The following is a 19,247-nucleotide window of genomic DNA, read 5'->3' as shown; positions in this document are numbered from 1 at the left end:
GTCACCACCCTTGCGCATGTTCACGTGGTGCGTCTGTTCCCTTCTCCAGCGGCTTCCTGGGCAGGAAGAGCGCGGGCAGGTAGATGAGCGCGACGAGTCCGAACGCCGTCCAGAACGTCTCGGCGAACGCCGTGGCGAGCGGTGCCTCGAACCGCTGCCGGACGGCGTCGGGCAGCTCGCCCGCCCCGCCGCCTCCTGAACTCCCGGCGCCCGACGGCAGGTTGGCGCTGATGCGGCTGCTCAGCACGACGCTCAGGACGGCGCTGCCGAAGGAGCCGCCGATCTGCTGGACGATGGTGAGGGTACTGCTCGCCCGGGGCACGGCGTCCTTGGTGAGCGTCGCGTACGCGGCGGACAGCGTCGGGCTCATGGTCGCGCCGAGCCCGAATCCGCGGACCACGAGGGACAGGGCGAGCAGGGTGTACGAGGTGTCGGGGTCGACCTGGGTGTAGAGGAAGGTCCCCGCGAGGGCCAGGGTCACCCCCGCGAGCACCACCCGGCCCGCGCCGAGGCGGTCGGTGAGCACCCCGGCGAGGGGCATGGCGAGCGCGGCCCCGAGCCCCTGCGGCGCGAGCAGCAGGCCCGCGGTGAGCGCGCTCTCGCCCTTCGCCGTCTGGTAGAAGAGCGGGAGGAGCAGCATCGAGCCGAACAGGCCGACGCTGAACAGGAAAGTGGTGAGCGAGGCCGCGCCGAAGGTGCGGTTGCGGAACAGGCGTACGTCGATGAGCGCGTCGGCGCCGCGCCGCGCGGCCGCCACGGCGAAGACGGCGAGCAGGAGCACGCCGATCGCGAGGGCGACGACCACGACGCCGTCGCCGAAGCCCTCGGTGCCCGCGCGCGAGAGGCCGTACAGCAGGGCGACGAGCCCGGTGGAGAGCAGGGCGAGGCCCCGGGTGTCCAGGCCGGCGCCGCCGCCTTCCCTCGGGGGCGTGCCCGGCAGCCACTTCACGGCGGCGGCCACGGCGAGGGCGCCGAGCGGGACGTTGATGTAGAAGATCAGCCGCCAGTCGACGCCGACGAGCCAGCCGCCGAGCACGGGCCCGAGGACCGGGCCGAGGAGCATCGGCACACCGATGATGCTCATCACGCGGCCCATCCGCTGGGGTCCCGCCGCGGTCGCGAGGATCGTCTGCGCCAGCGGCATCAGCATGCCGCCGCCGAGGCCCTGGACGACGCGGAAGGCGATCAGGCTCTCGATGGACCAGGCGGCGCCGGAGAGCGCGGAGCCGAGGGCGAAGAAGGTGAGGGAGAGCAGCCACAGGGGCTTGGTGCCGAAGCGTTCCACGGCCCAGCCGACGAGGGGGATCACCATGGCCATCGCGAGGAAGTAGCCGGTCACCACCCATTGGAGCGTGGCGAGTCCGGTGTCGAGGTCCTTGCTCAGGGTGTTGAGGGCGACGTTGACGATGGTGGTGTCGAGCACCGCCATGATCGTGCCGAGGACGACCACGCCGGCCGTCACCCAGATCTCCCTCCCCAGGCGTTCCTCCGGTCCCGGCGGGCCCTCGCGCTCCGGTAACTCGTTCACGCCTTGGGCACCCATGACGGCCTCCCGGATTGCCTCTGAGTCACATTAGCTCGAAGTTCGATGCATCTTGCAGTACAGCACCGGACGTGCTGGACTTCAAGCCATGGCCTCCCCTCCCGCCGGTGCCGAACCGGACGCAGCCGCAGTCGAGTTGACCGCCGACGCGAGTCCCGAGCTCGCCGACGACGTGAAGGCCCTCATCCGGCTCGTCACGCGTTTCACGCGGCGCGTCAGGGATTCCCAGGAGGCGGCGCCCGAGGAGCTGCGCGCGCTGCTCGGTGACGCCGGGCTCGCCAACCGCCATCTGGAGCCGCTGATCTCACTGGCGATGGACGGCCCGGCATCGGTGGGCGAGCTGGCCGAGCGGCTCTCGCTCGGCCCGACGACCACCAGTCAGCTCGTCAACGAGCTGCACAGGGGCGGGCTCGTGGCACGCGTCGAGGACGACGCCGACCGGCGGCGCACGATCGTCAGCGTCCTCGAACCGCACCGCTCGCTGATCGAGCAGTGCGCGCGGCTCAGGCTCGCCCCGCTGTACGACGCGCTCGCCGGGATCTCGCCCTCGGCCCGCAAGGACTTCATCCGTACCTGGCAGCTCGTCGTGGCGGCGTGCGAGCGGTGAGCACGGCCCCGGCGAGGGCGCACAACTCCTCCTCCCAGTCGGCCGGTTCGGCGAACGGCACGAGCACGAACGTGGAGAGACCGGCCGACGCGAGGGACCGCAGCCTGTCGGGCAGCAGGTCCAGGGTGGGCGCGAACTCCTCGACGCCGCCGACCAGTCGCTCGGCGCGCAGCCGGTCGAGGACCATCTGCTGCACGGGGCCGAGCGGCTCCTCGCGGCGCCGGTAGGGCACCACGGAGCCGTAGCCCTCGTCGCCGATGACGCGGCCCGCGCGCGCGGCGGCCTCCGCGATCACGGTGCGGGCCCGCTCGGCGCCGCCCGGCGTGGTCGTGGACGCGCCGAGCCAGCCGTCGGCGAGCCGCCCCGCCCTGCGCAGTTGGGCGTCGCTCGCGCCGCCCAGCCAGAGGGCGGGGCCCGGCCGCGCCGGCTTGGGCAGCACGTCCAGGCCCTCGTAGCGCGCGGCGGCGCCGTCATGGCTCACGGGGTCGTCCCGCCACAGCCTGCGCAACAGCGGCAGCGCCTCGTCGAACAGGGCCGCGCGGGCACCCCGCCGCACCCCGAACGCCTGCTGCTCGCCCGGATCGGCGCGCCCGAGTCCGAGCGCGACGGTGAGCCTGCCGCCGCTGAGCCTGTCCAGGCTCGCGAGCTGCTTGGCGAGCAGCGCGGGCGGCCGTCCCGGCAGGGTGAGCACGGCAGTGCCGAGCCCGATCCGGCTGGTGGCGGCGGCCGCGTAGGCGAGGGCGACAACGGGGTCGCTCACGAGCCCCGTGACGCGCTCGGGCACCCAGAACCCGTCGAACCCCTCGCGCTCGGCGACCCGCGCGGCGGTGCCGAGGACGGCCGGGTCGGGGGGCCGCGAACTCCCGGGATAGAACCCGGGAAAGAGCACACCCACGCGACTCATGACGGCCGCCTCCCGCCCGGACGCGATCCGTCCGCCTCGGTACGGGACCGATCGCGCGACCACCCGCTGCCGTGACCGGCGGGCCGGTCGTACACGCCGCTCGGAGTGTCGACGAGGACGGTGAGAGGCCGGTCCTGCGGCGTCCGGCGAGACCGGGCGACGAGAACAGAGGGGCTCGTCACGGCCGCCTCCCGTTCCGGTCCCGACGCGCCGCACCCGAGCCGTCCGCGCCCACCCCCACGCCCTCGCGCGGCCGGTCGTGCAGCCTGCGCAAGGCGTCGGTGAGGGCCGCTCCCGGGTGGTCCGGCGGCGACAGAGCGCGCCAGGCCACGAAGCCGTCCGGGCGGATCAGTGTCGCGCCGTCCGCGGGGACGCCGTACGCCCGGGGCCACTGTCCCGTGGTGTCCGACAGGTCCGCGTCGGTGCCGGGTGGGCCGACGCGGTGGGCGGGGAGCGTGATGCCCAGTTCCGCGGCGGCCTCGCGGGCGGCGGTCAGCCACCGTTCGCCCCGCTCCCCCGTCAGCAGGACGTAGGTGTCCTGCCACAGGTCGAGGGTGGAGAGGCGGGTGGCGTCCGGGCGTTGGAGGACGACGTGGGCCGCGCGGGTGCCGGGGCGTCCGGTGGGTTTGCGCGGGTCCTCGACGGGGTCGCCGTCGTCCTCGTCCAGGAGCACCGCGGCCGATCGGTAGCGGTAGCCGAGGGAGACCGTGTTGTGGTCGGCGGCCGGGGGCAGGCCGCCGACGGGGGTGGGGCCACCGGTGGGCGCGAGGCCGTGCGCCTGGCCGTCCGCGCCCTCACCGACCCAGGAGGCGGGCAGCCTGCTGGCCGTGGCGGCGACGGTGAGCTCGGCGACCGCGCGCCGCTCGGGGCCGTAGGTGTCGAGCAGTCCGGGGCCCGCCGTGCCCGCGAGGACCGCGGCCATCTTCCAGGCGAGGTTGTGGGCGTCCTGGATCGCGGAGTTGCCGCCGAACCCGCCCGTCGGCGGCATCACATGGGCGCTGTCCCCGACGAGGAAGACCCGGCCCTCCTGGAAGCGCTCGGCGACGAGCATGGCGATCTCCCACGGGGACGTGCTGCGCAGCTCGGCGTGCACGTCGTCCCTGCCGAGCGCGGAGCGGATCAGGCCACGGCAGCGCTCAGGCGTGAAGTCCCGCTCGCTCTCGCCCTGTTCGGGCCGGTACGGCACGGAGAGCTGCCACAGCCCCGAGTCGCGCGGCAGCAGGCTGGCGCCCATGCCCTCGACGAAGCAGGCGGAGAAGACGCGGCCGTCCAGTTCGGGACGCAGGTCCGCGGCGAAGTAGATGCTGATGCGGTGGCCGAGCAGCCCCGGCCCCTGCCTGGCGATGCCGAGGCGCTCGCGCACCGGACTGTGGGTGCCGTCCGCGGCGATCAAGTAGTCCGCGCGCACGGTGCGTTCGGCGCCGGTGGCGCGGTCGAGCAGGACGGCGGTGACGCCGTCCGCGTCCTGCTCGAAGCCGGTGAGCTCGCTGCCGAAGCGGATGCCCGCGCCCAGCTCACGCGCCCGGTCGAGCAGCAGCGGCTCGAACTTGTCCTGGTCGCAGGCGCAGGCCACGGTGGGGCTGACGCCGCTGAGGTCCTCCTCCCAGGGTTCGACGTTCCAGCGGACCTCCGGGTCGGCGAGGTTGTCACCGACCCAGGCGATGCCGCCGATCTCGCGGTCACTGGTGCCCGCGGCGCGGACGCGGTCCTCCAGGCCGACGCCGCGCAGCACTTCCATCGAGCGGATCGTGGGACCGCGGAAACGCGGCTGGTTCGAGGTGGCGGCGTGGCGCTCCGCCAGCAGGACGGGGACGCCCGCGCGGGCGAGGAAGAGGGCGGACGAGAGCCCTCCCAGTGCCCCGCCGACGACGAGCACGGATACGTGATCGGTCATCGTGCTTCCTCACTCCTGGGTGACGGGGGCGGCTTCGACGAGGTGGAGCCGGGGCGCGGCGACGGTGCCGATGGGCCGCGCCCCGGTGAGGGTGAAGCGTGCGTCGCCGAGCAGCGCCTCGTACTCAGCGAGGGTGCGTTCCCTGCCGCCGATGAGCATCATCACCAGGTCCGCGTACCCGGCCGTCGCGGTGGCGGGGCCTTCCGGCACGACGTCCTCGACGATCATCAGCCGGGCGCCGGGGCCCATCGCGGTGCGCACCGTGCGCAGCAGCGTCCGCGCCGTGTCGTCGTCCCAGTTGTGCAGACAGCGGGCGACGCAGTAGACGTCACCGCCGGTGGGCACGTCGTCGAAGAAGCTCCCGCCGACCAGGGCGCACCGCTCGGTGAGACCCGCTTCGCCCATCCGCTCGCGCGCGGCGCCGAGCATCGCGGGCCGGTCCAGGAGGGTGGCGGTGAGCCGGGGGTGTCTGCGCAGCGCCAGTTCGACGAAGGCGCCGTCGCCGCCGCCGAGGTCGACCAGGTGCTCCGTGCCGTCCAGCTCCATCCGGTCGAGGGCGGCGTCGAAGAAGGCGGCGCCGCTGCGGCCGAGGGACTTGGTGAACTCGCGGTCGGTGTCGGGGTGTTGGTCGAGGTAGTCGAAGTACGGCATCCCGTAGATCTTCTCGGCGGCGGGTCTGCCGGTCCTGAGGGTGTGCTCCAGCTCCCCGAAGAGCGGGAGCACGCGCTCCACCCCGACCGAGAGGAAGGCCCGCAGCGGTGCGGGCGCGTCGGCGCGCAGCAGCCGCGCCGACTCGTTCAGGGCGAAGTGCCCGCGCGGCCCCTCGGTGAAGAAGTCGAGGGCCGCGAGGGCCCGCAGGGTCCTGCCGAGCGCGTCGGCGTCCGCGCCGAGCCCCGGTGCGAACTCCTCGACGGGGCGCGGCGTCTCGTCCAGGACGTCGGGGACGCCGAGCCGCGCCACGGCGTTGAGCGCGTGGATCAGCCAGCTGCCGGTGGAGACCCGCGTCAGGAGTGCGCTCTGCTCCTGTGCCGTCACCGGCCCCGCTCCACGGTCATCGGCGGTGCCGAGACGCGGCTGCGCAGCTTCTCCAGGAGTTCCAGTCCGCCCTCGGGCGGGCTCTCGAAGAAGTCGCCGCCGTCGGAGAGACCGGACACCAGGGTCACGAAGTCGACGTCGGCGGGCAGCCCTTCGCCCCTGTCGAGGATCTTCTTGGCGTCCTCGTAGTACTCGCCGCGGTTCTTGCGCTGGTCGTAGAAGGCGCGGACGAAGTCGAGGATGCCGGTGAGGAAGCGCCGGTAGCTCTCCTCGTAGCGCCGGCCCGTCTCGTGCGCGGTGGCGGGGGTGTCGAGCATCATCCCCGCGGCGCTGGCCGCGGTGGCGCCGCCGCGCAGGGCGAGGGTGACGCCGGTGGAGAGCAGCGGGTCGACGAAGCAGGCGGCGTCGCCGACGGCGAGCCAGCCGGGTCCGTGGAAGCGCTCCAGGTTGTACGACCAGTCCTTGATGGTACGGAAGCCGCTGACGCGCGTCGCGGGCTCCATCATCCGGGCGACCTCGCGGGACTCGGCGGTCTGCTCGGCCCAGAGCTTCTCCGCGGTCAGGCCCGACTCGGCGAGGGTGGCGGTCGGGGTGACGTAGCCGATGCTGGTGGTGCCGTCGCCGAGCGGGATGAACCAGAGCCAGCCGCCGGGACGGTACTCGATCAGGACGTTGCCGCTCTCCTGCCCCTCGTACCTGCGGCAGCCCTGGAAGTACGCCCAGACGGCGATGTTGCGCAGGTCCTCGTGCCACCGGATGAGGTCGAAGTGGCGTCCGAGCCAGCGCTGTTGGCCCGACGCGTCGACGACCAGGTCGGCGTGCGCCTCGACCGGGTCGCCGCCGCGCGGCTGGTAGCGCACGCCGGTCATGCGCTCGCCGTCGAAGAGCGGTTCCTTGACGGTGGCGTCCTCCACGACGTGGGCGCCGAGTTCCCTGGCGCGAGTGAGCAGGAGCGCGTCGAAGTCGGCGCGGCGCACCTGGTAGGCGTACGGGTAGGGGCCGCCGTCGGCGAAGGAGAAGGTCCACTGCGGCAGGTCGCGGCCCCACACCAGGGTGCCGCCGTACTTCCGCACGAGCCCCATGTTCTCCAGGCGTTCGCGCAGCCCGAGCCGGTCCAGGGTCGGCCACACGCCGGGGATGAGGGACTCGCCGATGTGGTAGCGGGGGAACTTCTCGCGTTCCAGGACGAGGACGCTGCGGCCCTCGGTGGCGAGCAGTGCGGCGGTGGAGGCGCCGGCCGGGCCGCCGCCGACCACCACGACGTCGTAGTGGCGCTGCTGGTCACTCATCGCCGTTCCCTTCCTGGGTGACGTGGCCCTCTTGAGCTACGTGGGTGTAGACGACGTCGTACGCGCCCTGCTTGCCCTGGGTCAGTTCGCCGATCGGCATGAAGTGCGGGGCGGACGCGGGGTCCCGCACCATCGCCTCGAAGTCCTCGCGTCGGCGCCACTGCGTGTAGTCGACGACCTGGTAGCCGTCGACGCTGCGGTGCACGTTGCCGGAGATGTAGCCGGGCCGGTGCCGGATCAGCTCCTCGTGCGCCTTGACGATCAGATCGACCAGCTTCTGCTGGTCCCGCGGCTTGGTCGGGAACAGGTTGATGAACGTGGCGAACTCGTTGTCGGCGGAGATCTCGGCCATGTGGAGCTGCCCTCACTCTCTCGGTTGCCTCTTGCGCGGCTTGAGCCATTATGTAGAGTCGTTGATTGAGTAAGTCAATGGATTGGTCCCCAAATTGCTTTACAGGAGGAGCACCTCACCATGACGTCAACTCCCTTGCGCCCCACGCCCGAAGCCGCCACGAAACTCCGCGAGCTGGGCATGAGCCTCGGCTTCGCCGGCGCCCTGCGGGCCGCCGTCACGCTCGGCGTCCCGGACGCGCTCGACGAGGAACCGCGCACCGCGGCCGAGCTCGCCCCCGAAATCGACGCTCACGCACCGACGTTGGAGCGCCTGCTGCGCGCCCTCGGCACGCACGGCGTCTTCGAGGAGCGGGAAGGACGCCGCTTCGCGCACACCGACCTCTCCCGGCTGCTGCGCGAAGACGCCCCCGGCGGCATGCGGTTCATCGTGCTGTGGGCCACCGCGCCCTGGACCTGGCAGGCCTGGCCGCTGCTCGCCGACGCGGTGCGCACCGGCGAGCGGGTCTTCGACACCCTCTTCGGCAAGCAGTTCTTCGCGCACCTCGCCGAGGACGACCCGGAGGCCGCCGAGACCTTCGACCGGGCGATGACCCAGTCGAGCCGCATCACGTCGGCGCCGGTCGCCGACGCCCTCGACCTCACCGGGGTGGCCTCCGTCGTCGACATCGGCGGCGGCCAGGGCCACCTCGTGCACACCCTCCTGGAGCGCCACGAGGGCCTGCGCGGCACGCTGTTCGACCTGCCGGGCGTGGTCGCGGGCGCGCTGCCCGAGCTGCGCGAGGGCCCGCTGGCCGAGCGCTGCGAGATCATCGGCGGCGACTGCCGCGAGTCCGTGCCCAAGGACCGCGACCTCTACCTGTGCAAGAACGTCCTGGAGTGGGACGACGAGAGCTCGCTGGCCGCGCTGCGCGCCATGGCGGCGGCGGGTCGGCCCGGATCACGCGTCGCCCTGGTGCAGAACCTCGTCGAGGACAGCACGGAGCTCAAGGTCACCACCGCCATGGACCTCTTCCTGCTGCTCAACGTCGGCGGCAAGAAGCACACCGCGGCGGGCCTCGCCGACCTCTTCGGCCGGGCGGGCCTCACCTACCACGGCTACCGCCCCGTACCCGGCACCAGCCTGCACGTGGTGGAGGGCACCGTATGAGCCAGGAGGAGCCGCACCTGCGCGTGCTCTTCCTCGTCCGCGTGGAGAGCGGCGGCGCCGACCGGTTCGTCACGGCGTACGAGCACATACGCCATCAGGTCGCCCGGGCGGAGGGGCACGTGGGCGACGAGCTCTGCCAGTCCCTCACCGACCCCGACGAATGGCTCATCACCAGCGAGTGGGTCTCGGCCGCGCACTACCGCGCCTGGGCCGAGAGCCCCGGTCAGCCGGACCTCGCCGCCCCCATCACGGCGGCTTCCGTCACCTACGTCCACAAACCCTTCGCGGTGCGCCTGCGCACGGCAGCACCCCTCTGATCCGACCCAACGGGGACAAGGAGAACCATGACCACGCACACCGTGCGCGTCGTCGACGCACGCGATGCCGTGCCGGGCACCCGGCGCGGCGGCGAACTGCGCACCCTGCTCACGCCGTCGGCCGTGGGGGCCACGTCCGGCTTCATGGGCGTCGCCCGCATCGAGCCCGGCGACTGGATCGCCGAGCACTACCACCCCTACTCCGAGGAGTTCCTCTACGTCGTGCAGGGCGATGTCGTCGTCGAACTCGACGACGTGCCGCACCGGTTGGGCCCCGACCAGGCCCTGATGGTGCCCATCGGCATGCGCCACCGGGTCCGCAACGCGGGCAACGTCGACGTACGCATCGTCTTCCACCTCGGCCCGCTCGCGCCCCGGCCCGATCTGGGGCACGTCGACACCGAAGAGCGGTACGGGACATGACCCGGCAGGTCGCCGTCACGGGGGTGGGCGTCGTGGCGCCCGGCGCGATCGGCTCGGACGCCTTCGTCGAACTGCTCGGCTCCGGACGCACCGCCACCCGTGCCATCACGCTCTTCGACCCGACCGGCTTCCGTTCGCGGATGGCGGCCGAGTGCGACTTCGATCCGGCCGAGCACGGCCTGAGCCCGCACGAGGCCCAACGCATGGACCGCTACGTGCAGTTCGCCGCGGTCGCGGCGCGTGAGGCGCTCGACGGGGCCGGTCTCGACATCGCCGCCGAGGACCCCTGGCGCACCGGCGTATCACTGGGCAGCGCGGTCGGCGGCACCACGCTCCTGGAGTCGGACTACATCCGCGCCTCCGCGCGCGGCAGCAGCTGGGAGGTCGACCACGAGCGCACCTCGCCCGACCTGCACCGCGTCTTCTCGCCCGCCCCGCTGGCCGGTGAGATCGCCGAACTCAGCGGCGCCCAGGGCGTGGTGCACACCGTCTCCACGGGCTGCACATCGGGGCTCGACGCGGTCGGCTACGCCTTCCAGGCCATCGCGGAGGGCCGCGCCGACGTCATGATCACCGGCGCTTCGGAGTCACCCGTCTCCCCGATCACCGTCTCCTGCTTCGACGCGATCAGGGCCACCTCCGAGCGCAACGACGCTCCGGAGCGGGCCTCGCGCCCCTTCGACCGGGACCGTGACGGATTCGTCCTCGGCGAGGGCGCCGCCGTCCTCGTCCTGGAGGAGCTCGACCACGCGCGGCGGCGCGGCGCCGAGGTCCACTGCCTGGTCGGCGGCTTCGCGACCCGCAGCAACGCGTACCACATGACGGGTCTGACCAGGGAGGGAATCGAGCTGGCCGAATCCATCGAGCGCGCGATGCAGCAGGCGGCCCTGGGGCCCGACGCGATCGACTACGTCAACGCGCACGGCTCGGGCACCAAGCAGAACGACCGGCACGAGACGGCCGCCTTCAAGCTCGCCCTCGGCGGGCGGGCCCGCGAGGTGCCGATCAGCTCCATCAAGTCGATGGTCGGGCACTCGCTCGGCGCGATCGGCGCGATCGAACTCGCCGCCTGCGTCCTGGCGATGGACGAGTCGCTCGTCCCGCCGACCGCGAACCTGGAGAACGCCGACCCCGAATGCGACCTGGACTACGTGCCGGTGACGGCACGTCAGGCGCGCCTGGACACCGTGCTGTCCGTGGGCAGCGGGTTCGGCGGCTTCCAGTCGGCCGTCGTCCTCGACCGGAGGGAGCTGAGGTGACACGCCGCACGGTCATCACGGGGGTCGGCGCCATCGCGCCCACCGGAATCGGCATCGACCTGGTGTGGAAGGCGGCGCGGGAAGGGCTGTGCGCCATCGCCCCGCTCACCCGTTACGACCCGCGGGGCACACCGCTCGCGCTCGCGGGAGAGATCAGGGGCTTCGAACCCCTGGAACACCTGGAGGGCCGGATCGTCGCGCAGACGGACCGGTTCACCCATCTCGCGCTCGCCGCCTCCGACATGGCGCTGCGCGACGCGGCCCTGTCCCCCGCGGAACTCCCGCCGTACTCCTTCGGGGTGGTCACGGCGAGCTGCGCCGGTGGCGTCGAGTTCGGCCAGCAGGAGATCCAGCGCCTCTGGAGCAAGGGGCCCCGGCACGTGGGCCCCTACCAGTCCATCGCCTGGTTCTACGCCGCGAGCACCGGCCAGATCTCGCTGCGGCACGGCCTCAAGGGGCCGAGCGGCGTCCTGGTCACCGACGAGGCGGGCGGCCTCGACGCGGTGGCGTACGCCCGCAGGGAGATCGGCAGAGGGGCCACGGCGATGCTCGCGGGCGGCGCGGAGGCGCCGCTGTCCCCGTTCTCCATGGCCTGCCAGTTCGGCCACGGACTGCTCAGCGCGGAGCGCGATGCCCGGCGCGGCTACCTGCCGTTCACCGCGCGGGCCCCGGGGTTCGTCCCCGCCGAGGGCGGCGCGATGATCGTCCTTGAGGAGGCAGGGGCGGCGCTCGCGCGCGACGCGGAGCCGCAGGCCGAGGTGCTCGGGCACGGCACGACGTTCACCGGGGCGCGCCGCTTCGGCCCTTCGGCCGAGGGGCTCGCGGCGGCGGCCAGGATCGCGCTGGCCGAGGCGGGCGTCGGCCGGCACGAGGTCGACGTGGTCTTCGCCGACGCGCTCGGCGTGCCCGAGGCCGACGCCGCCGAAGTGGCCGCGCTGCGCGCCGTGTTCGGCGCGCGACTGCGCTCGGTGCCGGTGACGGCACCCAAGTCCGGTACGGGACGCGCCTATTCGGGCGCCGCCGCGCTCGATGTGGCGCTCGCCGTGCGCGGCCTGCGGCACGGCGTGATCCCGCCGACGCCCCGGGTCGGGACCACCGACCCCGCCCTGCACGACCTGAACCTCGTCACCGGGCGGGCGCGCACCGTGCCGGTCCGCACCGCGCTGCTCCTCTCGCGCGGTCTCGCGGGCAACAACTCCGCGCTGGTACTGGGCCGTTCACCATCCCAAGGAGAGACCTCATGACCACAGGAACACCCCTCACGTACGAAACGCTCGCCACGCTGGTCGAACAGTGCGCCGGAGTGGCGCTGCGCCCGGCCGAACTCGCCGACCCCGAAGCCGTGTTCAAGGACCTCGGCGTCGACTCGCTCGGCACCCTCGGCATCGTCGCCGAGCTGGAGAACCGCCTCGGCGTCCAGCTCGGCAAGGACGCGGAGGAGGCGGCGGCCCCCGGCGAGCTGCTCGCCATCGTCAACCGCCGCCTCGCCGAGGAGGCGGGCGCACCGACCGGCACACCGAAGGGAGCCTGACCGTGCCCGAGCTCACCGAGAACGAGATCGTCATCCACGCGCCGCTCGACGTCGTGTGGCAGCGCACCAACGAACTGGAGCGCTGGACCGACCTCTTCAGCGAGTACAAGGAGGTCGAAGTGCTCGAACGCGAAGGCGACCGCGTCCTCTTCCGCCTCACGCTGCACCCCGACGAGAACGGCAAGGAGTGGAGCTGGGTCTCCGAGCGCGTCATGGACCGCGCCCGCGCGACCGTGCGGGCGCACCGCGTGGAGACGGGCCCCTTCGCGTTCATGCGCATCCACTGGACGTACGAGGAGGTGGCGGGCGGCACCCTGATGCGCTGGCGGCAGGAGTTCGCCATGAAGCCCGACGCCCCGGTCGACGACGCCTGGATGCGGGACAACATCAACCGCAACAGCAAGGTGCAGATGGCCCTGATCCGGGACCGCATCGAGGCCGAGACCCCGCGCGCGGCCGTATGAGCGCCACCGAGGCCGACGCGGTCACCGGCGTCGACACCATCGACACCGCCGACGGCACAGGCCAGGGCCTGGACGAGCTGTGCCGCAGCGCCGAGCGCCTGGTCAGACTCGCGGGGCCGGGGCTCAGCCGCCTCCAGCTCACCTCGGGCGGCACCGTGGTGGTCGTGGAGTGGAACGGGGCACCGGCGGCGGCCCAGCCGCCCTCGGCCGCCGCGAGCCACGGCGAGGGCGGCGGCGTGGGCGAGGGCGAGGCGCACGCGGAGGAGGACACCCGGGCCCGGGTGCTCTCCCCCTGCGTCGGCACCTTCTACCACCGCCCGCAGCCGGACGCCCCGCCCTTCGTGAAGCCGGGGGACGCCGTCACCCCCGGCCAGCAGATCGGCGTCGTCGAGGCGATGAAGTTGATGACGCCGGTGTCGGCGCAGACGGCGGGCCTGGTCGCCGAACTCCTCGTACCGGACGGGGAACCGGTCGAGTTCGGGCAGCCGCTGCTCGCCATCGAACCCGCCTGAGCCTCAGCCCCGGTCGCCCTGCGGGGCGATCAGTGAGGCCGCGATCGCCTTGTTCACGGCGTCGATCCGCGAGGTGGCGCCCAACTTGGCGAAGATGTTGCGCAGATGGTGCTTCACGGTGCCCTCGGCCACCGCGAGCTGACGCGCCGTCTGGCCGTTGGTCATGCCCTGGGCGACCAGGGTCATGACCTCGCGCTCACGGGCGGAGAGCAGCCCCGGCTCGGAGGGAGCCGGGGTGTGCACCTGCGCCATGCTCGCCCGGGAGACCGACAGGACGACCCGTTCGTCGTCGGCGACCACCGCCCGTACCGCCGCCACGAGGTCCTGCCGGGACACGGTCTTGAGCAGATAGCCGCGGGCACCGCCCCTGAGCAGTTCCTGGACGATGCGCGGCTCGTCGTACACGCTCACCATGATCACCCGCACCGCGGGGACCGCGTCGAGGATGCGCCGCAGCGTCCCCACGGCGTCGCCGTCGGGCAGCCCGACGTCGAGCAGCACCACGTCGGGCGACTTGGCCGCGATCACCTCGACCGCCCCCGGGCCGTCCCCCGCCTCGCCGACGACCAGGAACTCCGGCTCCGCGTTGAGCATCTCGCTCAGTCCGTCGCGTACGAGCGTGTGGTCGTCGACGATCACGATGCGGGTCACCACGGTCTGCATCCGCGCCTCATCCGCTCTTCGTGGGCAGCAGGAACTCGACGAAGACGCCCCTGCCCGTGTGACTGGAGATGCCGACCGAGCCGCCGAGGCGCTCGATGCGCTCGCGCATCGAGGTGAGCCCCACGCCGCCGGGGCGCCTGGCCACCTCGAAGCCGACCCCGTCGTCCTCGACCACCGCCCGCGTCTCGTGCGGCGCGATGTCGACGCGCACGGTGACCGTGCTCGCCATGGAGTGCGCGAAGGCGTTGCGCAGGGCCTCGCGCAGCGCCTGGAAGAGCTCGTCCATCGTGTCGTCGGAGAGCCAGCTCTCGTGCCCGGTGACGACGATGTCGAAGGCGGCGTCCGGTGCGCACAGCGCCTGCGCGCAGTGCCGCAGCGCGTTCTCCAGACCCTCGATGCGGGCGTGCACCCGCAGCTCGCAGGCGAGTTGCCTGACCTCTTCGAGCGCGGTGCGCAGCGAGTCCTCCGCCTCCACCAGCTTGGCGTCCGCAGAGGGGGCGTCCAACGCCCGGTACAGGCGCACCAGTTCGACGTTCTGCTTGGCCACGCTCACCGCGTAGCCGACCCGGTCGTGCAGGTCGCGGGAGATGCTGCGGCGGTTCTCCAGGAAGCTCTGGGCCGTCTCGTGGAGCATCTGCCTGGTCTTGGTCTCCAGTGCGGCCTGGAACCGCCACATGATGCTGTGGTGCAGGCTGACGGCCGCCTCCACGGTGCACCGCGAGGTGTCGGGATGGTGCGTCATGGACGCCGCGACCGCCTCCACGACCACGTCGAAGAGCAGCATCACGGCGGTGCGCGGATCCTCCAGGCGCCAGTCGGCCTGGTAGGGGAAGGAGACGGTGCCGTTGCCCGTGCCGCGTTCGGCATCGACCGAGCGCATCCGCTCCAGGGGCCGACGGCTGCCGAGCGCCTGGAGCGAGTCCTCGATCACGGCCCTGGCCTGAAGGGTGCAGAAGCTCAGTACGCGCGGGTCGTCGACCCCCACGCCCGAGGCGAGCAGGCGCTGTTCGTAGTGGTGGAGCACGGACTCGAGACGGGCCCCGAGGGCCTCGGCGATCTCGGGTCCGCGGCTTAAGTGATCAGTGGCAGCCTCGTTCACAGCAGCCTCCCCGGTTCGGTCGCGCGGTCTCGCGGGAGGGCGGGGCGTGCGGGTGCGCGCCGCGGACTCCCGCCGGCCGGGCGGGTGCGGGCCCACGGGCAGGCCACCACTGTGTGCCGGTCACGGTCCCCCGTACTGGTCGAGTGCGCGATCATCGTCGTTCAGCACTGCCCCTCCGCCTTCGGCCCGCGGCAGGCAGGTAAGTGTCACCTGAGGGTCCCGCCACGCTACGAGTGACGTTACTCCGGTCATCCCGCACGCCGTCAATGTCGCAATATGCCGATTCGGACAGCGGCCCCGCCCACTGGGACAGGTTCCGTCCCCCGTCCGACCCGCGGCGGCTCTGCCGAAGGAGGGATGTCCCCTCCCCCGTGTGCCATAGACCGCCATGCCACCCCCTACTGTCCGGATCTGTCCTTGGGCCGGATGCGTTGAGCGCCCCCACCGGCCGCGATTAGGGTCGGGCGCAGCCGATGAATCACGCAGGCTTCGTGCACAGGGGGTACACGATGACCGTGAGCAGCGCCCGACCACACCATGCCGACCCGGCCGACCGGGCCGGGGCGGGGCGCGGGTCCCCGGCGCAGAACACCGGAACCGACTCCGACTCCGACTCCGACTGGGCCGTCTGCGACGCCTGCCACGGGGTCGTCTACCGCACGCGGCTGCGGCGCGCCCTCCAGGTCTGCCCCGACTGCGGCCACCACCACCGGCTGAGCGCCCACGAGCGGCTGAGCACGCTCCTGGACCCGGGCTCCGTACGGCAGTTGGACTTTCCCGTCGCCGCGCGGGACCCGCTGGACTTCACCGACACCCAGCCGTACGCCGAGCGCCTCGCCCGCGCCCGCGCCGCCACCGGTCTCGACGAGGCGGTGCTCTGCGCGCGCGGCGCCCTGGCCGGGCGGCCCGTGGTCGTGGCGGTCATGGACTTCCGGTTCCTCGGCGGCAGTCTCGGCAGCGCGGTCGGCGAACTCGTCACGCGCGCGGCCGAGGAGGCGCTGCGCACCCGCACGCCGTTCCTCGTCGTCACCGCGTCGGGCGGGGCCCGGATGCAGGAGGGCGCCCACTCGCTCATGCAGATGGCCAAGACCGGCTCCGCGTTCGCGCGGCTGCGGGCGGCCGGGGTGTTCACCGTCTCGCTGATCACCGACCCGACGTACGGCGGTGTCGCCGCGTCCTTCGCCACGCTCGCCGACGTGATCGTCGCCGAGTCCGGCACCCGGCTCGGCTTCGCGGGGCCGCGCGTGATCGAGCAGACCATCCGCCAGCGGCTGCCCGAGGGCTTCCAGACCGCCGAGTTCCTGCTCGAACACGGCCTGGTGGACGGGGTGTACCGGCGCGGCGCGCTGCGCCCCGCGCTCGCGCGGCTGCTCGCGGCCGCCGACCGCCCCGCCCCGGCGGGGACCGCGCGTGAGCCCCTGCCGGGACCGGCGCGCCAGCCCGCGCCCGACCCCGCGCCGAACGAGCCGCCCGAGTACGTCGTGACCGACCCGGCGCTGCTCCCCGACCGCGCCCCGTGGCCGGTGGTCAAGGGCTCGCGCGAGCTGGAGCGCCCCACCGTGCTCGACTACGCGGGCCGCGTCCTCGACGGCTTCGAGGAGTTGCGCGGGGACCGCGCCTCGGGCGACTGCGCGGCCATGGTCGGCGGGATCGGCACCCTGGACGGCGTGCCCGTCATGCTCATCGGCCACCAGAAGGGGCACACTCCTGCCGAACTGGCCGCCCGCAACTACGCGATGGCGTCCCCTGCCGGGTACCGCAAGGCGGGGCGCCTCATGTGCCTGGCCGCCCGCATCGGCCTGCCCGTGGTGACCCTCATCGACACCCCCGGCGCCCATCCGGGCATCGAGGCGGAGGAGAACGGACAGGCTTTCGCGATCGCCGAGAGCCTCTGCCTGATGAGCACCCTGCCCGTCCCGGTGGTCGCCGTCGTCATCGGCGAAGGCGGCAGTGGCGGCGCGCTGGGGCTTGCCGTCGCCGACCGCGTGCTGATCTGCGAGAACGCCACGTACTCGGTGATCAGCCCGGAGGGCTGCGCCGCGATCCTGTGGCAGGACCCCGCGGCCGCGCCCCGGGCCGCCGACGAACTCGGCCTGGTACCCGAGCGGTTGCTGCGGCACGGCATCGTGGACGGCGTGGTGCGCGAGCCGGAGGGCGGCGCGCACACCGACCCCGGCCTGGCCGCCGAGCGGCTGCGCGGCGCGCTCTGGTGGGCCCTGCGGGACTCCCTCGCGCTCTCCCCCGACGAGCTGGTCGCCCGGCGCACCCGACGCTACCGGGACATGGACGGCTCCGTGCGGCACGGGGAGGCGCTGTGTTCCGCAAGGTCCTGATCGCCAACCGGGGCGAGATCGCGCTGCGCGTCGCGCGCACCTGCCGTGAGCTGGGCATCGCGGTGGTCGCCGTGCACTCCACGGAGGACACCGACAGCGCCGTCGTCCGCATGGCCGACGAGGCCGTGTGCATCGGCCCTGCGCCCGCCAGGCACAGCTACCTGCGGATGAACAACATCGTCGAGGCCGCGCTGCGCACCGGCGCCGACGCGGTCCACCCCGGCTACGGGCTCCTCTCCGAGGACCGGGACTTCGCGGAGGTGTGCGCGAAGAACGGCCTCGCCTTCGTGGGCCCGCCCGCGGCCGTCATCGAGGCGCTCGGCGGCAAGCCCGCGGGCCGCGCCCTGATGGGCCGCAGCGACGTGCCGCTGCCGCCCGGCAGCGAGCGGCCCCCGCACGACGAGGCCGACGCCCTCGCGCTCGCCTCGGCCCTCGGCTATCCCCTGCTCGTCAAGGCGGCCGCGGGCGGCGGCGGGCGCGGCATCCGCACGGCGGACGACGCCGCAGGGCTGCGGGACGCCTTCCGGGAGGCCCGCGCCGAGGCCCAGCAGCTCTTCGGCGACGGCCGGGTCTACCTGGAGCGCCTGGTGCGCCCCGCCCGCCACGTCGAGGTGCAGGTGCTCTGCGACCGGCACGGCGGCGCCGTCCACCTCGGCGTCCGCGACTGCACCGTGCAGCGCCGCCGCCAGAAGCTGATCGAGGAGTCGCCCGCGCCGACGCTGGCGCCGGAGGTCGCCCGCGAGATGGCGGAGGCCGCCGTGCGCGGCGCGCGGGAGGCGGGGTACGAGGGCGCGGGCACCTTCGAGTTCGTCGTGGACGACGCCGACCGCTTCCACTTCATCGAGGTCAACTGCCGTATCCAGGTGGAGCATCCGGTCACCGAGATGGTGACGGGCGTCGATCTGGTCGCCGAGCAGCTGCGGGTGGCGGCCGGGCTGCCCCTGTCCGTACGCCAGGAGGACGTGCGGCCGCGCGGCGTGGCCGTGGAGTGCCGGGTCAACGCCGAGGATCCCGACCGGGCGTTCGCGCCCACGCCGGGCGTCCTCGACGTGTACGAGCCGCCGGGCGGGCCCTTCGTCCGGGTCGACGGCTACGGCTTCGCGGGCGCGCGCGTCTCGGGCGCGTACGACCCGCTGCTCGCCAAGGTGATCACCTGGGGCCCCGACCGGGAGGCCGCGCTCGCCCGCATGGAGCGGGCGCTCGGCGAGTTCAGGATCGAGGGCCGCGGGATGCGTACGACGCGTCCGTTCCTGCTCCGGGTCCTCGCGGATCCGCGCTTCAGGTCGGGGCGCCACCGGGCGACGTACGCGGACGAACTCCTGGCGGGGGCGGAGGCGGACCGTGCCTAGGCCCCGCCGGGAACGACCGCGTCAGTGCCCCGCGGGCACCTGTGCCGACACCTTCTCCATGAGGGCGCCGAGCCGCGTCTTCTCCTCTTCGGTGAGCGCTTCGAGGGCGGGCGCCGTGTCCATGGTGCGCGCCACCTTCGTGTGCATCCGGCGGCCCGCGGCGGTCAGGGTGAGCATCTTGACCCTGCGGTCGTCCGGATCCACATGCCGCTTCATGAGCTTGCGCTCTTCGAGGCGGTCCACGAGACCCGTGACGTAGGAGGCATCGCAACGCAGCTTCACAGCGAGTTTCCGCACGGTCGGTGCCGTGACGACGTGGTAGAGCGCCCGCGCCTGGGGCACGGTGATGCCCAAGTCGGCGGCGGTGCGCACCAGTTGGTCCTGGTGCGCCTGCGCGAAGTCCAACAGGCTGCCGAGCAGCGCGCTCTGCGCCGCCTTGCCGGCCGCGGGCGGCGCCGTGGTCGTGGTCATGTTCGCTCACCTCTGCTGTGACGTGCTTCGAGACCGCCGGTGGGGGAATCGGC

The 19,247-nt window shown here is 73.2% G+C and carries 20 protein-coding genes; 11 read left to right on the top strand and 9 right to left on the bottom strand.

What is annotated here, in order from left to right; all coding sequences use genetic code 11:
- Nucleotide 1 precedes the first annotated feature (1 nt).
- Entirely contained in the window at nt 2–1,528 is a 1,527-nt protein-coding gene (locus tag KY5_RS33880; RefSeq protein ID WP_234362994.1) for a DHA2 family efflux MFS transporter permease subunit, read from the bottom strand.
- A gap of 103 nt (nt 1,529–1,631) precedes the next feature.
- Between KY5_RS33880 and KY5_RS33875 the strand changes: the two genes are divergently transcribed.
- On the top strand, nt 1,632–2,150 hold the full coding sequence (locus KY5_RS33875; protein ID WP_098245770.1) for a MarR family winged helix-turn-helix transcriptional regulator: 519 nt from the start codon (nt 1,632–1,634) through the stop codon (nt 2,148–2,150).
- Here KY5_RS33875 and KY5_RS33870 read toward each other — a convergent pair.
- The 5 genes from KY5_RS33870 to KY5_RS33850 form a co-directional block, all read right to left on the bottom strand.
- Complete coding sequence (locus KY5_RS33870; protein WP_098245769.1) at nt 2,107–3,054, bottom strand: LLM class flavin-dependent oxidoreductase; 948 nt, start codon at nt 3,052–3,054, stop codon at nt 2,107–2,109. The genes KY5_RS33875 and KY5_RS33870 overlap by 44 nt on opposite strands.
- Before the next feature lie 178 nt (nt 3,055–3,232).
- Nucleotides 3,233–4,948 carry an FAD-dependent monooxygenase gene (locus KY5_RS42990; RefSeq protein ID WP_098245768.1) on the bottom strand — a complete coding sequence of 572 codons (1,716 nt, stop codon included), beginning with the start codon at nt 4,946–4,948 and terminating at the stop codon, nt 3,233–3,235.
- Between the two features lie 9 nt (nt 4,949–4,957).
- Nucleotides 4,958–5,983, bottom strand: coding sequence for a methyltransferase (locus tag KY5_RS33860; RefSeq protein WP_098245767.1), 1,026 nt, complete (start codon nt 5,981–5,983; stop codon nt 4,958–4,960).
- Nucleotides 5,980–7,272, bottom strand: a complete 1,293-nt coding sequence (locus KY5_RS33855; RefSeq protein WP_098245766.1) for an NAD(P)/FAD-dependent oxidoreductase — start codon at nt 7,270–7,272, stop codon at nt 5,980–5,982. The genes KY5_RS33860 and KY5_RS33855 overlap by 4 nt, the downstream gene beginning before the upstream one ends.
- A complete protein-coding gene (locus KY5_RS33850) occupies nt 7,265–7,624 on the bottom strand; it encodes an antibiotic biosynthesis monooxygenase family protein (protein WP_098245765.1) in 360 nt (119 codons plus the stop codon). The genes KY5_RS33855 and KY5_RS33850 overlap by 8 nt, the downstream gene beginning before the upstream one ends.
- A 120-nt stretch (nt 7,625–7,744) precedes the next feature.
- On the opposite strand from KY5_RS33850, the gene KY5_RS33845 reads away from it, so the two are divergent.
- The 8 genes from KY5_RS33845 to KY5_RS33810 are packed head-to-tail and all read left to right on the top strand — an operon-like array spanning nt 7,745 to nt 13,279.
- On the top strand, nt 7,745–8,773 hold the full coding sequence (locus KY5_RS33845) for a methyltransferase (protein ID WP_098245764.1): 1,029 nt from the start codon (nt 7,745–7,747) through the stop codon (nt 8,771–8,773).
- Nucleotides 8,770–9,090 carry an antibiotic biosynthesis monooxygenase family protein gene (locus tag KY5_RS33840; RefSeq protein WP_098245763.1) on the top strand — a complete coding sequence of 107 codons (321 nt, stop codon included), beginning with the start codon at nt 8,770–8,772 and terminating at the stop codon, nt 9,088–9,090. The genes KY5_RS33845 and KY5_RS33840 overlap by 4 nt, the downstream gene beginning before the upstream one ends.
- 27 nt (nt 9,091–9,117) lie before the next feature.
- On the top strand, nt 9,118–9,513 hold the full coding sequence (locus KY5_RS33835; protein ID WP_098245762.1) for a cupin domain-containing protein: 396 nt from the start codon (nt 9,118–9,120) through the stop codon (nt 9,511–9,513).
- Nucleotides 9,510–10,772 (top strand): beta-ketoacyl-[acyl-carrier-protein] synthase family protein, encoded by a 1,263-nt coding sequence (locus KY5_RS33830; RefSeq protein WP_098245761.1) that lies wholly within the window; start codon nt 9,510–9,512, stop codon nt 10,770–10,772. The genes KY5_RS33835 and KY5_RS33830 overlap by 4 nt, the downstream gene beginning before the upstream one ends.
- Nucleotides 10,769–12,016 (top strand): beta-ketoacyl synthase N-terminal-like domain-containing protein, encoded by a 1,248-nt coding sequence (locus tag KY5_RS33825; protein WP_098245760.1) that lies wholly within the window; start codon nt 10,769–10,771, stop codon nt 12,014–12,016. The genes KY5_RS33830 and KY5_RS33825 overlap by 4 nt, the downstream gene beginning before the upstream one ends.
- Nucleotides 12,013–12,303, top strand: coding sequence for an acyl carrier protein (locus KY5_RS33820; RefSeq protein ID WP_098245759.1), 291 nt, complete (start codon nt 12,013–12,015; stop codon nt 12,301–12,303). The genes KY5_RS33825 and KY5_RS33820 overlap by 4 nt, the downstream gene beginning before the upstream one ends.
- Nucleotides 12,304–12,305: 2 nt before the next feature.
- Nucleotides 12,306–12,767: an SRPBCC family protein gene (locus KY5_RS33815; RefSeq protein ID WP_098245758.1), complete on the top strand. Its 462-nt coding sequence runs from the start codon at nt 12,306–12,308 to the stop codon at nt 12,765–12,767.
- Nucleotides 12,764–13,279, top strand: a complete 516-nt coding sequence (locus tag KY5_RS33810; protein WP_098245757.1) for an acetyl-CoA carboxylase biotin carboxyl carrier protein — start codon at nt 12,764–12,766, stop codon at nt 13,277–13,279. The genes KY5_RS33815 and KY5_RS33810 overlap by 4 nt, the downstream gene beginning before the upstream one ends.
- Before the next feature lie 3 nt (nt 13,280–13,282).
- Here the strand turns inward: KY5_RS33810 and KY5_RS33805 are convergent, their stop codons facing one another.
- Nucleotides 13,283–13,942 carry a response regulator gene (locus tag KY5_RS33805; protein WP_098245756.1) on the bottom strand — a complete coding sequence of 220 codons (660 nt, stop codon included), beginning with the start codon at nt 13,940–13,942 and terminating at the stop codon, nt 13,283–13,285.
- A 7-nt stretch (nt 13,943–13,949) separates the two neighbouring features.
- On the bottom strand, nt 13,950–15,041 hold the full coding sequence (locus tag KY5_RS33800; protein WP_098245755.1) for a sensor histidine kinase: 1,092 nt from the start codon (nt 15,039–15,041) through the stop codon (nt 13,950–13,952).
- A gap of 509 nt (nt 15,042–15,550) precedes the next feature.
- Here KY5_RS33800 and accD point away from each other — a divergent pair.
- The gene (accD, locus tag KY5_RS33795; protein ID WP_098245754.1) at nt 15,551–17,374 is read left to right on the top strand and encodes an acetyl-CoA carboxylase, carboxyltransferase subunit beta; all 1,824 of its coding nucleotides are present in this window, start codon (nt 15,551–15,553) and stop codon (nt 17,372–17,374) included.
- Nucleotides 17,356–18,723 (top strand): acetyl-CoA carboxylase biotin carboxylase subunit, encoded by a 1,368-nt coding sequence (locus KY5_RS33790; protein ID WP_098245753.1) that lies wholly within the window; start codon nt 17,356–17,358, stop codon nt 18,721–18,723. Before accD ends, KY5_RS33790 begins: the two co-directional genes overlap by 19 nt.
- Nucleotides 18,724–18,744: 21 nt before the next feature.
- On the opposite strand, the gene KY5_RS33785 is transcribed toward KY5_RS33790, so the two are convergent.
- Nucleotides 18,745–19,194 (bottom strand): MarR family winged helix-turn-helix transcriptional regulator, encoded by a 450-nt coding sequence (locus KY5_RS33785; RefSeq protein WP_098245752.1) that lies wholly within the window; start codon nt 19,192–19,194, stop codon nt 18,745–18,747.
- Nucleotides 19,195–19,247: the final 53 nt, after the last annotated feature.

This window comes from Streptomyces formicae (genome assembly GCF_002556545.1).
Classification (GTDB): Bacteria; Actinomycetota; Actinomycetes; order Streptomycetales; family Streptomycetaceae; genus Streptomyces; species Streptomyces formicae_A.
This window is presented reverse-complemented; position numbering and strand designations above follow the sequence as displayed.

Bases quoted from the DNA above. Each gene is read 5' to 3' on its own strand.
- KY5_RS33835 (WP_098245762.1), top strand. From the start codon at position 9,118: ATGACCACGCACACCGTGCGCGTCGTCGACGCACGCGATGCCGTGCCG.
- KY5_RS33830 (WP_098245761.1), top strand. From the start codon at position 9,510: ATGACCCGGCAGGTCGCCGTCACGGGGGTGGGCGTCGTGGCGCCCGGC.
- KY5_RS33855 (WP_098245766.1), bottom strand. From the start codon at position 7,272: ATGAGTGACCAGCAGCGCCACTACGACGTCGTGGTGGTCGGCGGCGGC.
- KY5_RS42990 (WP_098245768.1), bottom strand. From the start codon at position 4,948: ATGACCGATCACGTATCCGTGCTCGTCGTCGGCGGGGCACTGGGAGGG.
- KY5_RS33785 (WP_098245752.1), bottom strand. From the start codon at position 19,194: ATGACCACGACCACGGCGCCGCCCGCGGCCGGCAAGGCGGCGCAGAGC.
- KY5_RS33805 (WP_098245756.1), bottom strand. From the start codon at position 13,942: ATGCAGACCGTGGTGACCCGCATCGTGATCGTCGACGACCACACGCTC.
- KY5_RS33850 (WP_098245765.1), bottom strand. From the start codon at position 7,624: ATGGCCGAGATCTCCGCCGACAACGAGTTCGCCACGTTCATCAACCTG.
- KY5_RS33870 (WP_098245769.1), bottom strand. From the start codon at position 3,054: ATGAGTCGCGTGGGTGTGCTCTTTCCCGGGTTCTATCCCGGGAGTTCG.
- KY5_RS33820 (WP_098245759.1), top strand. From the start codon at position 12,013: ATGACCACAGGAACACCCCTCACGTACGAAACGCTCGCCACGCTGGTC.
- KY5_RS33810 (WP_098245757.1), top strand. From the start codon at position 12,764: ATGAGCGCCACCGAGGCCGACGCGGTCACCGGCGTCGACACCATCGAC.
- KY5_RS33845 (WP_098245764.1), top strand. From the start codon at position 7,745: ATGACGTCAACTCCCTTGCGCCCCACGCCCGAAGCCGCCACGAAACTC.
- KY5_RS33840 (WP_098245763.1), top strand. From the start codon at position 8,770: ATGAGCCAGGAGGAGCCGCACCTGCGCGTGCTCTTCCTCGTCCGCGTG.
- KY5_RS33875 (WP_098245770.1), top strand. From the start codon at position 1,632: ATGGCCTCCCCTCCCGCCGGTGCCGAACCGGACGCAGCCGCAGTCGAG.
- accD (WP_098245754.1), top strand. From the start codon at position 15,551: ATGACCGTGAGCAGCGCCCGACCACACCATGCCGACCCGGCCGACCGG.